Source organism: Sphingomonas faeni (assembly GCF_030817315.1).
GTDB lineage: Bacteria > Pseudomonadota > Alphaproteobacteria > Sphingomonadales > Sphingomonadaceae > Sphingomonas > Sphingomonas faeni_C.
The window spans coordinates 2117623-2131618 of sequence record NZ_JAUSZF010000001.1 but is presented as its reverse complement, the minus strand read 5'-3'; the positions used below and the strand labels follow the sequence as shown (position 1 = coordinate 2131618).

The window sequence follows — 13996 nt, the reverse complement described above, 5'->3', positions numbered from 1 at the left end:
TCAATGTGGCTTTCCGGCAACAGGGAGAACAAACGGAGCCTGTGGCTTTGTCTCACGCCTCGGGCTACGCTCTCGCCATGGCTGAAGATCTGTTCGCGTCCCCCTCGACGCCCGGCGCCGGCAAGACCGCCGCCAATACCTATGATGCATCCTCGATCGAGGTGCTCGAAGGCCTCGAACCCGTACGCCGCCGCCCCGGCATGTACGTCGGCGGCACCGACGAGCGCGCGCTGCACCACCTCGCCGCCGAAGTGCTCGACAACGCGATGGACGAGGCGGTCGCCGGCCACGCGACGCGGATCGAGGTAACGCTGGAGGCGAACAATCGCCTGACGATCGTCGATAATGGCCGCGGCATCCCGGTCGACCCGCACCCGAAGTTTCCCGACAAGTCCGCGCTGGAGGTGATCCTCTCGACGCTCCACTCGGGCGGCAAGTTCGCGGGCAAGGCCTATGCGACCTCGGGCGGCCTGCACGGTGTCGGCATCAGCGTCGTCAATGCGTTGTCGTCCGACACCGTCGTCGAGGTCGCGCGCGACAAGCAACTCTACCGCCAGCGCTTCGCCAAGGGCCAGACGCTCGGCCCGATCGAGCATCTCGGCCCCACGCCCAACCGGCGCGGCACCAGCGTCGCGTTCACCCCCGATACCGAGATCTTCGGCACCGAACTGAACTTCAAGCCGCAGCGCCTCTACAAGCTCGTCCGCTCGAAGGCGTACCTGTTCGCCGGCGTCGAGATCCGCTGGCACTGCGCCCCCGACCTGATCGGCGACGACACGCCGGCACAAGCCGTGTTCCAGTTCCCCGGCGGCCTAGCCGACCACCTCCGCGATCAGATCGCCGGCCGCGAATGCGCGACCACCGACTTCTTCTCCGGCTCGCAGGATTTCCCGAGCGCGAACGGCGAAACGCAGGGCCGCGTCGAATGGGCGGTCGCGTGGCCGCTCTGGAGCGACGGCTCGTACAGCTGGTATTGCAACACCATCCCGACCCCCGACGGCGGCACGCATGAGCAAGGCCTCCGCCAGGCTCTGGTCCGCGGCCTGCGCGCGTTCGGCGACCTCGTCGGCAACAAGAAAACGAAGGATATCAGCGCGGACGACGTCATGGTCGGCAGCGAACTGATGCTGTCGGTCTTCATCCGCGAGCCGCAATTCCAGAGCCAGACCAAGGATCGCCTCACCAGCCCAGAAGCCGCCGGCCTCGTCGAGAAGGCGGTGCGCGACCATTTCGATCATTTCCTCAGCCACAACATGGAGCGCGGCAAGGCGCTGCTGAACTATGTGCTGGAGCGGATGGACGAACGCCTGCGCCGCAAGCAGGAACGTGACGTCAAGCGCAAGACCGCGACCTCCGCGCGCAAACTGCGCCTGCCGGGCAAGCTCACCGACTGCTCCGCCAACTCGCCCGAAGGCACCGAACTCTTCATCGTCGAAGGCGATTCGGCAGGCGGCTCGGCGAAGCAGGCGCGTGACCGGAAAACGCAGGCGATTCTCCCAATCCGCGGCAAGATTCTCAACGTCGCGTCCGCGACCAGCGCGAAGATCTTCGCCAACCAGGAGATCGCCGACCTGACGCTCGCGCTGGGCTGCGGCACCCGGAAGGACTGCACCCCGGATACGCTGCGCTACGAACGCATCGTCATCATGACCGACGCAGACGTGGATGGGGCTCACATCGCCACGCTGCTGATGACGTTCTTCTTCCAGGAAATGCCTGAACTCGTCCGCCGCGGGCATCTCTACCTCGCCCAACCGCCGCTCTACCGCCTGACGGTCGGCACCAAGAGCGTCTACGCCCGCGACGACGCCCACCGCGCCGAACTCGAACGCACCGTGTTCAAGGGCAAGAAAGTCGACGTCGGCCGCTTCAAGGGTCTCGGCGAGATGAACCCGAGCCAGCTCCGCGAAACGACGATGGACCCCGCCACCCGAGGCATGCTCCGCATCACGCTGCCCCAGGAATATGAAGAGCGCGCGCAGGTAAAGGACCTGGTCGACCGCCTGATGGGCAACAACCCCGCGCACCGCTTCGCCTTCATCCAGGAAAACGCCGGCCGCATGGACGAGGAAGCGATCGACGCGTAGCGTAAATCGTATTGACAATTTGAGCCGGGGGGCTAGATGGAGATCACGTTCGATCCAGATAAGGACGCGGCGAATATCGCCAAGCACGGGCTGTCTCTGGCCGAATTTCGCGGATTTGATACCGATCCGAGTATCTATGTCGATGATCGGCACGATTACGGCGAAACCAGGTTGCTGGCACGCGGCCGGATCGGCGGCCGGGGATATTGCGTCGTCTTCACGGTTGCGAGTGCCGTCGCGCGGGTCATCAGCTTTCGCAGGGCGCATGAGAAGGAGATGAGACGGTATGAGTAAGGGCCCGCCGCCGCCGGATTATGACGACAATCCGATCTGGACCGATGAGATGATCGCCGAAGCCCGGCCAGCTTCCGAAATGCTGCCGCCCGAGGTCGCCGCACTACTGGTCCGGCGCCGCGGCCCGCAAGCCGCGCCCACCAAGAAGACCGTGACCCTGCGCCTCGACCCAGACGTGCTCGACAAGTTTCGCGCGACCGGTCCCGGCTGGCAGTCGCGAATGAACGAAGCGTTGCGGCAAGCTAAAGTCTGACACGATAGCGCGCCCGCCGAGGTTGACGCGTCTCCCCCTGCGTCCGTATTAGGCATTCCGGGCGGCCAGTGGGTCGCCCTTCTCGTTTCGGAAAGGAAGCGCTTGTGACCATCACCCCGCTCATGCCCGTCTACCCGCGGTGTGGCGTGCGTCCGGTCCGAGGCGAGGGCGCGTACCTCTATGGCGAGGACGGCCAGCAATATCTCGATTTCGCCAGCGGCATCGCGGTCAACGCGCTCGGCCATGGCCATCCGCATTTGACCAAGGCGATCACCGAGCAGGCCGCGACGCTGATGCACGTGTCGAACCTGTACGGATCGCCGCAGGGCGAGCATCTCGCGCAGCGCTTGGTCGACAACACATTCGCCGACACCGTGTTCTTCACCAATTCGGGTGCGGAAGCGGTCGAGTGCGCGATCAAGACCGCGCGGCGCTATCATTTCGCCAATGGCAATCCGCAGCGGCACACGCTGATCACGTTCGACACCGCGTTCCACGGGCGCACGCTGGGGACGATCTCGGCCACCAACCAGGCGAAGATGCGCGACGGCTTCGAGCCGTTGCTGCCGGGGTTCGCTTATGCGAACTTCAACGATCTCGAAGGCGCGCTCGCGCTGATCGACGACAACACGGCCGGATTCCTGGTCGAGCCGATCCAGGGCGAGGGCGGCATCCGCCAGGCTAGCCACGAGTTCCTGACCGGTTTGCGGAAAGCGTGCGACGAGCATGGCCTGTTGCTGGTGCTCGACGAGGTCCAGTGCGGCTACGGACGCACCGGCAAGTTCTTCGCGCACGAGCTGTACGGCATTACGCCCGACATCATGGCGGTCGCCAAGGGTATCGGCGGCGGCTTCCCGCTCGGCGCGTGCCTCGCGACCGAGGAAGCGGCCAAGGGCATGGTCGCCGGCACGCACGGCTCCACCTATGGCGGTAACCCGCTCGGGATGGCAGCGGGCGAGGCCGTGCTCGACGTGATGCTCGAGGACGGTTTCCTCGACAACGTCACGGCGATGGGCGACCGGTTGCGGCAGGGGCTCGAACAGATGATCCCGAACCACGATCACCTGTTCGACAGCGTCCGCGGCACCGGGCTGATGCTCGGACTGAAGCTCAAGAGCGACAGCCGCGCGTTCGTCGCGTTCGCGCGCGATCATCACAATCTGCTGCTGGTGTCGGCAGGCGAGAACGTCATCCGCATCCTGCCACCGCTGGTGATCGACGAGAGCCACATCGCCGAGTGCATCGACAAGCTGTCGACCGCCGCGCGAGTGTACGTGCCGGCTGCCGACGATTGATTTAAATCCTCTCCGCACGCGGGGAGGGGGACCATGCGAAGCATGGCGGAGGGGGATCGCCCCGCAGCAAAGCACCGTGGAGGTCCCCCTCCACCACTTGCTTTGCAAGCGGTCCCCCTCCCCATGCCGGGGAGGATATTATGACCCGCCATTTTCTGAATCTCACCGACGCTGGAGCCGACGGCATCGCCGCGATGCTCGCCGACGCGCTCGACCGCAAGGCCGCACGAGCGGGCTTCCCCAAGGGCCGCGCCGACGCCGACGCGCCGCTCGCCGGCCACACGCTCGCGATGGTGTTCGAGAAGAGCTCCACCCGTACGCGCTTTTCGTTCGACATGGCGATCCGCCAGCTCGGCGGCACCTCGATCGTGTCCGACGGCGGCTCGATGCAGCTCGGGCGCGGCGAGTCGATCGCCGACACCGCGCGCATCCTGTCGGGCTATGTCGACGCGATCATGATCCGCACCGACGATCACGCCAAGATCGAGGAGATGGCGCATTACGCGTCGGTCCCGGTCATCAACGGTCTGACCGACGCGTCGCATCCGTGCCAGATCATGGCCGACCTGCTGACGATCATCGAGAGCGGCAAGACGCTCCCCGGCCTCAAGGTCGCGTGGCTCGGCGACGGGAACAACGTGCTCGCCTCGATCGTCGAGGCGGCCGGGCTGATGCAGTTCGATGTCGTCGCGGCGTGCCCGCAGGGGTTCCAGCCCGAGGAAGAAGCGATCGTTCGGGCGTCGGGCAGGGCGCGCGTCGTCTCCGACCCACGCGAAGCGGTCGAGGGGGCGGACATCGTCGTCACCGACACCTGGATCTCGATGGGCCAGGCGCATGCCGAGGCGAAGCTGAAGGCGCTGACGCCGTATCAGGTGGATGCCGCACTGATGGCGATGGCCAAGCCCGACGCGAAGTTCCTCCACTGCCTGCCCGCGCACCGCGAGGAAGAGGTCACGTCGGACGTCATCGACGGTCCGCAGTCGCTGATCTGGCAGGAGGCCGAGAACCGCCTCCACGCGCAGAAGTCGGTGCTGCGCTGGTGCTTCGGGCAGATCGGTTGAGGGGGCGTGTCGGTTGAAGCCACGGGTCTAGCTCCCCATTTTCGTCATTCCCGCGGAGGCGGGAACCCATAAACGCTACCGGCTCGGCTTTCACGGTCGTTTGCCATGATGGATCCCCGCCTGCGCGAGGATGACGAAGGAATGATGGTGAACGACCCCAACATGACCGATCTCGACCGCGCGCTGGCCTTCGCGATCCCCGCGCGTAGTGCCCGTGGCCGGATCGTGCGGCTTGGCACCGCGCTCGATGAAGTGCTCGCCGCGCACGCTTACCCGCCCGCGATCGAGAAGCTACTCGCCGAGGCGCTGACGCTTGCCGCGCTGATCGGCTCGACGCTCAAGGATTCGAGCGGTCAGCTGACGATGCAGACGCGCACCGACAATGGCGTCGTCCAGCTACTGGTCTGCGATTACCGCGGCGGCGAAGTGCGTGGGTACATCGAATACGACGCGGACAAGCTCGCCGAAGCCCCCGCCGAGCCATCGCTGTTCGCGCTGTTCGGTGCCGGCTATCTGGCGATCACGTTCGACATGGCGAGCAGCAACGAACGCTATCAAGGCATCGTGCCGCTCGACGGCGACACGCTGTCGCAGGCCGCGCAGAGCTATTTCACGCAGTCCGAGCAGATCCCGACGATGATCCGCACCGGCATGGCGAAGGGCCCCGACGGTCGCTGTATCTCCGGCGGCCTGTTCCTCCAGCACCTTCCCGAGGGCGAGGATGGCCGCGAGCGGTTGCACACCAAGCTCGACCACCCGGAATGGGAGCATGTCGCCACGCTCGGCTCGACGATGAGCGCGGATGAACTGACGGATGCGACGTTGCCGCTGGAAACGCTGGTGTGGCGGCTGTTCAACGAGGAAGAGGACGTCCGCATCCTCGCGGATATCCCGATAGTCCGCGGGTGCCGCTGCGATCCGGACTATATCAAGGGCGTGATCTCCAAATTCCCGCTGGAAGAACGCCAGTCGATGGCGGATGAAACCGGCTTCATCATCGTCGACTGCGCGTTCTGCGCGAAGAAATTCCCCGTTCCGGTCGACGCCTAATACCCTCGCCCCTCCGGGGAGAGGGAGGGGCCCGCGCGTACTTGCGCGTGGGAGGGTGAGGGGAGTGAGGCTCCGGACGCTAATCCCAACCACCCCTCACCCTTCCGCAGCCAAGCGGCTGCTCCCTCCCTCTCCCCCAGGGGAGAGGGGAAGGCGCGGCGTTAACGTCGTTTTTACGTCTCACCCCTACCTCTACCCACGTGCTCTTATTCAGCACGTTTACTCCCTTAAGGCGCGCATCCCGCGCCAAACTCGGGGCCGCTCCACCGGGCGGCCCTTTCTTTTTTGCGTTCGCTGGCCTAGCGAACACGCATCATGACATCCCCTGCTCCCTTTGCGGTCGCCCTCGTCTCGGGCGGGCTCGACTCGATGGTATCCGCCGCACTCGCGCGCGAAGCCGGCCAGCGCGTGCTCGCGCTGTCGTTCGACTATAATCAGCGTCACCGGATCGAACTCGACGCCGCGCGCCGCGTCGCCAGCGCACTCGGTGCCGAACGCCACATCGTCCTGCCGATGGACCTGTCCGCATTCGGCGGCTCCGCGCTGACCGCCGATATCGACGTGCCGAAGGACGGTGCGGGTACCGAGGACGGCGGCGGCATCCCCGTCACCTACGTTCCCGCGCGCAACACCATCTTCCTCAGCCTCGCGCTCGGCTGGGCCGAGGCGGCGGGCGCGCGTGACATCTATATCGGCGTCAACGCGCTCGACTATTCCGGTTATCCCGATTGCCGACCCGAGTTCATCGCGGCCTTCGAAGGGCTAGCCGAACTCGCCACGAAGGCCGGCGTCGAGGGCGAACCGTTCCGCATCCAGGCGCCGCTCCAGATGATGACCAAGGCGGACATCGTTCGCGAAGGCACGCGCCTCGGGCTCGACCTGGGCTTGAGCTGGTCGTGCTACGATCCGACGCCCGCCGGCGAGCATTGCGGCGAGTGCGACAGCTGCCGCCTGCGCGCGCGTGGTTTCGACGAGGCCGGGATCGCCGACCCGACGCGTTACGCCGTGCCCCCAGCATTTGGGCCGGCCTGACGCCATGAGCTACGCCGTCAAGGAGATGTTCCTCACGCTGCAGGGCGAGGGCGTGAATGCCGGCCGCCGTGCGGTGTTCGTCCGGTTCGCCGGCTGCAACCTGTGGTCGGGCCGCGAACAGGACCGCGCCACCGCGGTATGCAAGTTCTGCGATACCGAGTTCGTCGGCACCGATGGGCTCGGCGGCGGCAAGTTCGCCGACGCGCGGGCCTTGGCCTCGGCGGTCGCGGGCTTTTGGGGAGAGGGCGCGCGCGACCGCTTCGTCGTCCTGACCGGTGGCGAGCCGATGCTGCAGATCGACGACGCGATCGTCGATGCGCTGCACGACGAGGGCTTCCGGATCGCGATGGAGAGCAACGGCACGATCCCGGCGCATTCCGGTATCGACTGGATCTGCATCAGTCCCAAGGCAGGCAGCATCGTCGTCCAGCGCGCCGGGCACGAGCTGAAGCTGGTCTGGCCGCAGCCGGGCAGCGACATCGAAGAGGTCGAGACCTGGGACTTCGCGAATTTCCTGCTCCAGCCGCTCGACGATCCGCGGGCGGATGCGAACCGGGAGGCGTGCGTCGATCTGGTCATGGAACGCCCGCAGTGGCGGCTCTCGCTCCAGACGCACAAGCTGCTCGGCCTGCGCTGAGAGTGTGCCGCGCGATCGTGCGCGAGACCAGGAATACCCCATCCCCTAGTCCGTCACCCCAGCTTTCGCGGGGGTGACGGGATCAGAGAGATCGCCGCGCCCGCACTCAGCGGGTCGCTATCCCGACACCAGCCGGTGGCCAGTTCTGCGCGCCGCACTTCTTCGCGACCCATTCGCCCTTCTTGTTCCAGCAGATCGGATCGAGGCGGATCATCGTCGGGGCCGACCGTTCGCGGCCGATGTACCGCGGAAAGCGCTGCTCGCCCCACGGGATCAGGCTGTTCCGCAACTCGCGCGAGCGGGCCAGCGCGACTTCGGCGAAATGACCGCGCGGTGCGAATACCGCGTCGCGCCCGATCGACCCTGCGGTCTGGCAAAAACCGTACTGCGCCGCGACCGTGGCGAAGCTCGAATAAGTCCGCGTACCGAACTGGTCGAGCGCGGCCTGCCCGGCCCTGACCCCCGCTGCCTTGTTCACGCGCAGGAAGTATTTGGTGAGCGTGTCGAAGGCCCCCTTCAACTCCTCGCCATGGTCCGTCAGGATCGAGTTATAGTTCGGCACCGTCAGCAGGGTCGGTTCGAACTGGCACTGCAACGCCGCGACGTTGAGCGCGGCGCGCATGTGCCACACCAGGGCCGCACGCATTTCCGCCGACGTCGCGCCGGGCAGGGGCTGGCCGAGGTCCGCTTCCTCGCCGGTGACGGGTGCGGCGGAAAAATCGCGCGACTGCAAAAAGAACTGCGCCGACGCCGACTGCGCGACAGCGAGCCCGCTCGACGCCACGCAAAGCGCGAGCGCGGTACGCAACACCTTCATTCCAACCTCCCCAGGGCATTCCAAGCAAACGAATCTAAAGCGTTTCGCAGAAACTCCCAAGCGATTTTAACCTTTTCCCGGGATCAGCCCCGCACGTGCTCGCAAGGAACATTCTACATGGTGCCAAGCGTCGTTCGCCGCATCCGTAACGATCGGCTGAGATGCGAGGTCCGGTCCGTGGGAACCCGAACGACAAAGGGCCGCCCGGTTGCCCGAACGGCCCTTCACGTCACGTAAGTCCTGTCGGAAATCACCCGAATGAACGGGTGGTTTCCTAGGGGATTACATTGCGTTGTTGGTCATCATGGTGTCGTTCGACATCATCGTGTCGTTCGCCATCATGGTGTCGTTGGCCATCATGCCACCGTTCATCGTGCCGTCGACGGCAGTCATGTTGTCGGTCATGGTGTCCATGCCCTCGGTGGCGTTCATGTCGGTGACCATCGTGTTGTCGGTCGTCGTCTCGGTCTTCGGACCGCAAGCCGAAACGGCAAGTGCTGCGCTGGCGATCAGCGAACCGGTCAGGACCTTGGAAATGAGTGCACGCATGTGGAAGCTCCCTAGATAGAGGATTTGGCTGGCTGCTCGCCCTTAATACCCAAATCGTAGTGGACATTAATCCGATAACGCTTTGCCCTCAAGCCTCGTTTTCTCAAGGACAACAAACAGTTTCAAGGAAAGCGCTCGCCGTCAACGCAAGGGCCGCGTCGAAAGTTGCAAGATCGGCAGAAATGCCGAGCGATCGCAGGCTGGTAACGCCGTATTCGGGCAGGCCGCAGGGTACGATACCACCGAAGTGCGACAGGTCCGGGTCGACGTTCACCGAGAAGCCGTGGAGCGTCACCCAGCGCCTGACCCGCACGCCGATCGCGCCGATCTTGGCTTCGACACCCCGGTCGAGTGTCCAGATTCCGACGCGGCCATCCACCGCGAACGCTTCGACGCCCAGTTCGCCGAGTGCTGCGATGACCCATGATTCGAGCGCGTGGACGTAGCATCGCACGTCACGGCCCCGCTTGGTGAGGTCGAGCACGACATAGCCGATCCGCTGCCCCGGCCCGTGATAGGTGTATTTCCCGCCGCGGCCGGTAGGGATCACTGGAAAGCGGGCGTCGATCAGGTCGGCGGCCTCGGCGCTGGTGCCCGCCGTGTAGACCGGCGGATGTTCGAGCATCCACAGCAGCTCGCGCGCATCGCCGGCGCGGACCGCCGCCGCGCGCGCCTCCATCTCCGCCAGCGCGTCGGCATAGGGGGTGAGGCCGGCGCTGGTACGCCATTCGATATCGGAGGGGAGGGGGGTGGTCACCGATCCCACTTGCGCACCCCCGGCGCGACTTGCAACCGCGACGCGCGTTTCAACCATGTGGTCAAGCGCAGGGGCTTGGGCTACCTCGCGCAGGAACGGGAATGGCGGGAGCACGGGCATGGCACAGGCGGACATGGCACAGGCGGGCACAGGCAACGTACGCGTGAAGATGGGCACTGTCTGGGATCGCACGATCGAGGTGCTCAATGGGCGCACCGGCATGATCGCGTCGATCGCGGTGCTCGGCATCCTGCTGCCAACCGTCGTGCGGGACGGATTCGTCGCGTTCTCGTCGCGTGCGAATCCGGTTTCGATGCTGGTCGGGGTTGCCCTGACGATCGTCGCGCTCGTCGCGATGATTTGGGCGCAACTCGCGATCGTCGCGATCGCCACCGATCCGGCGGTCGATGCCGCGTCCGCGCGCCGCCGGGGTGGCGCGCGCGTATTGCCCGCGCTCGGCATCACCGCACTGCTGACGATCGTCGCGCTGCTGCTCGCGGTGCCGCCGATCGTCGTGCTGGTTCAGTCCGGCTTCGACTTCGTCGCCGCCGCCAATGGATCGAGCGCACGGATGACGCCGCCCAGCGTCGGTGCCGCCAGCTTCACCGCGCTCTACGGGCTGGCCTATCTGCTCGTCCTGCTCTGGATCGGCGCGCGACTGGTGCTGCTCAACCCGGTCATTCTCAACGAACGTCTCGGCGTCGGGGCGATCCGTCGCTCGATCCAGCTTACCAAGGGCATGACCTGGCGGATCATCGGCGTCATGATCCTGTTCCTGATCGTCCTGATGGTCGCCACCGGCGCCGCACAGTCCGTCACGGGTATCGTCTTCCGTCTCGTGCTAGGCGCAGACTCCGTCGCGACGGCGGCCTTTCTTGCCGGGGTTGCCGGCTCGGTCGTCACCACGGCCTTCACCGCGCTCGCCGCAGTCTTCACCGCACAGCTCTATGTCGCCACCAGAGAGAAACACGCCGTCTCATGAAGCTCGATTTCGCGACCGTTCTCACCGACGCCTGGACGCTCTTCAAACGCGACCGCGACCTGTTGCTGCGGATCGCCGCACCGTTCCTGTTCCTGCCCGCCTTCGCGCTCGCGCTGGTCGTCCCCGATCCGCCGATGCCCGATGCCGCGGCCGGCAATAACGAGGCGCAGGCGATCGTCTGGGCCGATGCGGTGCAGACCTGGGCGGCGGCGCATGGCGGCTGGTACCTGCTCGCCTATGTGACGAGCTTCTTCGGCACGTCGCTGTTCTACGCGCTGTATCTCGATCGCGAGCATCTCGACCTGCGGCAGGCGCTGACGCGCTGCCTGCGGATCTTCCCGCGCTTCCTGCTGGCGATGGTGATCGTCTCGCTGCCGGCGGGGGCAGGGCTGCTGCTGTACGCGATCCCCGGCCTCTACATTCTCGGCCGGACGATGCTGACCGGCCCCGCGATGTTCGCCGAAGCCCCGCTCGGCGCGCTGGGCGCGATCCGCCGCAGCTTCAGCCTCAGCCGCGGTTCCGGCTTGCCGCTCATGGGGCTCGCTGCGTTCAGCTACATCAGCGGCTGGCTCGTCGGCGCACCGTTCATGATGGCCGACCGCGCCTTGCGTGCCGGCGGGCAGGCCAACCCGGTCGCGCTCGTGATCGTCGACGCCGGTGCCGCAGTGGCGGCGATGGCAGCCGGCATAGCGATGGCCCTGATAGCAATCTCCGCCTACCGCCGCTTGGCGAGGTAGGAGCGGGCCTCAGGAGCCGGCGAGCGAGTAGGACTGTTGCTCCCTCCGCACCGCCTGCGGGGGGCACCACCTCCTGCTCCCTCTCCCCTGCGGGGAGAGGGTCGGGGTGAGGGGTTGGGGCAGTTGCCAGCGTTTCCGCCTAGGGCTGCTTAGCGCGATAGAAGCGAGCAAGCCTGAGGCGCACTCAAGCCGTTAGTGCTGTTCGCTCGGAAAAAGCACCTCCCCGGCGGAGCCCGGGGCCCAATTAGAGAGGTCGCAGTAATCGGCCGCACCGCTCAGTCAGCAACGTCCCCCAATTGGACCGGGCCTCCGCCGGGGAGGTGGACGAGGTCGGCGCATACGACCCCCGGTTGATGAAACGGCTGCGACCTACCCCCGCTCCCCCAAATACGGAATCTGCGGCGCAGTCTCCTCCGGCAGCACCCCCGTCGCCCGAGGATCCGGAAACGTCTCGATAGTCCGCTTCACCGCCACGAACCCCTGCGCCCGATAGAACCCCAGCGCACTAGGATGATCGAGCGTGCAGGTATGCAGCCAGACCCGCTCCACCCCCTTCGCCCAGGCCCGCGCGCAAGCCTCCGCCATCAGCCACCGCCCATGACCTTGCCCCGCCAGCTCCGGGATCAACCCGAAATATGAGATTTCGCACGCGCCCGCCGCACGGAAATCGAGTTCGAGCATCCCCACCTCGATCCCCGTCGGATCGAGCACCGCATACACCGCGATCCCCGGATCATGCACGATCGCCGCCAGCGCATCGTCCGCCATCACCAGCCGAGAGAACCACAGCCACGGGCTCCCCACCCGCCGGAACAGCGCGCGATACTTCTCCAGCGCCGGCCGCTCCCACCGCACCAGCCGCAACCGCGACCCCGGGCTCGGTCGCAACGGCGGCCGCTTGCGCATCTCCAGCGTCGTGACGATCGTCGCGAGGACGTCGTCGGCAACCGGGATCAGCGCCACCGGATCACGACCACGTCGCGCGTGGCGGCAGGCTCATCAGGATCGCGTCGATGTTGCCGCCGGTCTTCAACCCGAACAAGGTGCCCCGATCATAGACGAGGTTGAACTCGGCATAACGCCCCCGCCATTCGAGCATCCGTGCCTCGTCGGCGGCAGTGAACGGCGTATCCATCCGCCGCCGCACGATCCGCGGATACGCATCCAGAAACGCCTCGCCGACATCGCGCGTGAACGCGAAATTGGTCTCGAAATCGCCATCCAGGTGGTCGAAGAAAATTCCGCCCGCGCCGCGACTGACTTTCCGGTGCGGGATGTAGAAATAGGTCTCGGCCCATTCCTTGAAGCGCGGATAATGCGCCGGATCATGCGCGTCGCACGCGGCCTTCATCGTCGCGTGGAAGTCGGCGGTATCCTCCTCGATCGGCAGCGGCGGGTTGAGATCGCCGCCGCCACCGAACCAGCGCTTGGTCGTATTGAGGAAGCGGCAGTTCATGTGCACCGCCGGCATGTGCGGGTTGGCCATGTGCGCGACCAGGCTGATCCCGGTCGCGAAGAACCGCGGGTCTTCGCCGGCGCCGTGGATCGACTTGGCGAACTCGCCCTCGAACGTGCCGCCCACGGTCGAGACGTTGACGCCGACCTTCTCGAACACCCGGCCCTTCATCACCCCCATCACGCCGCCGCCGCCCGGCTCGCCCGACGGATCGGTTCGGTTCCACGGGGTGTATTGGAACGCAGCGTCCGATCCCGCCTCCCGCTCGATCGCCTCGAACTCCGCACAAATGCGATCGCGAAGGGACTCGAACCAGGTTCGGGCGGCGGCTTGCTGGGGGTCGAGTTCGATCATGGGGGCGTCTCTACCGCCAGCAAGCGACGCGTGAAAGACACGACGCGTCTCGCCCCCCTCCCTGGAAGGGAGGGGCTGGGGGTGGGTCGGCTTCCGCACATCCGAACGCTAATGGCCGAAGCGGGCCGACCCACCCCCGACCCCTCCCTTCCAGGGAGGGGAGCAGAAGGGTCAGGCCGGCCACCCCCCGGTCTGCCGCAGCGCCTCCGCCGCAACGATCCCCGTCGCCACCGAAATATTCATCGACCGCAACCCAGGCCGCATCGGGATCAGCACCCGCATATCCGCCCGCGCATGCACCTCCTCCGGCACGCCAGCCCCCTCGCTCCCCATCAACAACACGTCGTCCTCGCGAAACGCGGCCACATCCAGCCGCACGGCGCCCTTCGTCGTCAGCAACACGATCCGCCCGGTCACCTGTCCCAGGAACGCGTCCCAATCGACATGCCGCACCACGTCGACCACGCCGACATAGTCCATGCCGGAGCGCGCGACGGCCTTGTCGCTCCAGGTGAATCCCATCGGTTCGATCAGGTCGACGCCGATTCCCATGCACGCCGCGGTGCGCAAAATCGCGCCGACATTTCCGGCGATATCGGGTTGGTAGAGGGCAATACGCATGCCCGATCCCCTAG

General features: G+C 66.1%; 16 protein-coding genes. 10 read left to right on the top strand and 6 right to left on the bottom strand.

The window, feature by feature from the left end:
- Window positions 1-77 precede the first annotated feature (77 nt).
- The 8 genes from parE (at window position 78) to queE (ending at window position 7709) form a co-directional block, all read left to right on the top strand.
- Window positions 78-2087: a DNA topoisomerase IV subunit B gene (gene parE / locus QFZ54_RS09850; protein WP_307086768.1), complete on the top strand. Its 2010-nt coding sequence runs from the start codon at window positions 78-80 to the stop codon at window positions 2085-2087.
- Window positions 2088-2123: 36 nt separating this feature from the next.
- Entirely contained in the window at window positions 2124-2381 is a 258-nt protein-coding gene (locus QFZ54_RS09845) for a BrnT family toxin (RefSeq protein WP_307086766.1), read from the top strand.
- Window positions 2374-2634, top strand: coding sequence for a BrnA antitoxin family protein (locus QFZ54_RS09840; RefSeq protein WP_307086764.1), 261 nt, complete (start codon window positions 2374-2376; stop codon window positions 2632-2634). Before QFZ54_RS09845 ends, QFZ54_RS09840 begins: the two co-directional genes overlap by 8 nt.
- 104 nt (window positions 2635-2738) lie before the next feature.
- Window positions 2739-3929 carry an aspartate aminotransferase family protein gene (locus tag QFZ54_RS09835; RefSeq protein WP_307086762.1) on the top strand — a complete coding sequence of 397 codons (1191 nt, stop codon included), beginning with the start codon at window positions 2739-2741 and terminating at the stop codon, window positions 3927-3929.
- A 140-nt stretch (window positions 3930-4069) separates the two neighbouring features.
- Window positions 4070-4990: an ornithine carbamoyltransferase gene (gene argF / locus QFZ54_RS09830; RefSeq protein WP_307086760.1), complete on the top strand. Its 921-nt coding sequence runs from the start codon at window positions 4070-4072 to the stop codon at window positions 4988-4990.
- Window positions 4991-5098: 108 nt separating this feature from the next.
- The gene (hslO, locus tag QFZ54_RS09825; protein WP_307089366.1) at window positions 5099-6040 is read left to right on the top strand and encodes an Hsp33 family molecular chaperone HslO; all 942 of its coding nucleotides are present in this window, start codon (window positions 5099-5101) and stop codon (window positions 6038-6040) included.
- 315 nt (window positions 6041-6355) lie between these two features.
- A complete protein-coding gene (gene queC / locus QFZ54_RS09820) occupies window positions 6356-7072 on the top strand; it encodes a 7-cyano-7-deazaguanine synthase QueC (RefSeq protein ID WP_307086758.1) in 717 nt (238 codons plus the stop codon).
- 4 nt (window positions 7073-7076) lie between these two features.
- Window positions 7077-7709: a 7-carboxy-7-deazaguanine synthase gene (gene queE / locus QFZ54_RS09815; protein WP_307086756.1), complete on the top strand. Its 633-nt coding sequence runs from the start codon at window positions 7077-7079 to the stop codon at window positions 7707-7709.
- Between the two features lie 106 nt (window positions 7710-7815).
- Here the strand turns inward: queE and QFZ54_RS09810 are convergent, their stop codons facing one another.
- The 3 genes from QFZ54_RS09810 to lipB all read right to left on the bottom strand — a co-directional run bounded on the left by QFZ54_RS09810 (window position 7816) and on the right by lipB (window position 9832).
- A complete protein-coding gene (locus QFZ54_RS09810; RefSeq protein WP_307086753.1) occupies window positions 7816-8526 on the bottom strand; it encodes a hypothetical protein in 711 nt (236 codons plus the stop codon).
- A gap of 282 nt (window positions 8527-8808) precedes the next feature.
- Window positions 8809-9075: a hypothetical protein gene (locus QFZ54_RS09805; protein ID WP_128455324.1), complete on the bottom strand. Its 267-nt coding sequence runs from the start codon at window positions 9073-9075 to the stop codon at window positions 8809-8811.
- A 103-nt stretch (window positions 9076-9178) separates the two neighbouring features.
- Window positions 9179-9832: a lipoyl(octanoyl) transferase LipB gene (gene lipB, locus QFZ54_RS09800; RefSeq protein WP_307086751.1), complete on the bottom strand. Its 654-nt coding sequence runs from the start codon at window positions 9830-9832 to the stop codon at window positions 9179-9181.
- A gap of 118 nt (window positions 9833-9950) precedes the next feature.
- Between lipB and QFZ54_RS09795 the strand changes: the two genes are divergently transcribed.
- Window positions 9951-10814, top strand: coding sequence for a hypothetical protein (locus QFZ54_RS09795; RefSeq protein WP_307086750.1), 864 nt, complete (start codon window positions 9951-9953; stop codon window positions 10812-10814).
- Window positions 10811-11551, top strand: coding sequence for a hypothetical protein (locus QFZ54_RS09790; RefSeq protein ID WP_307086749.1), 741 nt, complete (start codon window positions 10811-10813; stop codon window positions 11549-11551). Before QFZ54_RS09795 ends, QFZ54_RS09790 begins: the two co-directional genes overlap by 4 nt.
- A gap of 369 nt (window positions 11552-11920) precedes the next feature.
- On the opposite strand, the gene QFZ54_RS09785 is transcribed toward QFZ54_RS09790, so the two are convergent.
- The 3 genes from QFZ54_RS09785 to QFZ54_RS09775 form a co-directional block, all read right to left on the bottom strand.
- Entirely contained in the window at window positions 11921-12514 is a 594-nt protein-coding gene (locus tag QFZ54_RS09785) for a GNAT family N-acetyltransferase (protein ID WP_307086748.1), read from the bottom strand.
- Between the two features lie 4 nt (window positions 12515-12518).
- On the bottom strand, window positions 12519-13361 hold the full coding sequence (gene hemF, locus QFZ54_RS09780; RefSeq protein WP_307086747.1) for an oxygen-dependent coproporphyrinogen oxidase: 843 nt from the start codon (window positions 13359-13361) through the stop codon (window positions 12519-12521).
- 171 nt (window positions 13362-13532) lie between these two features.
- Window positions 13533-13982, bottom strand: a complete 450-nt coding sequence (locus tag QFZ54_RS09775; protein WP_307086743.1) for a tRNA (cytidine(34)-2'-O)-methyltransferase — start codon at window positions 13980-13982, stop codon at window positions 13533-13535.
- Window positions 13983-13996 lie beyond the last annotated feature (14 nt).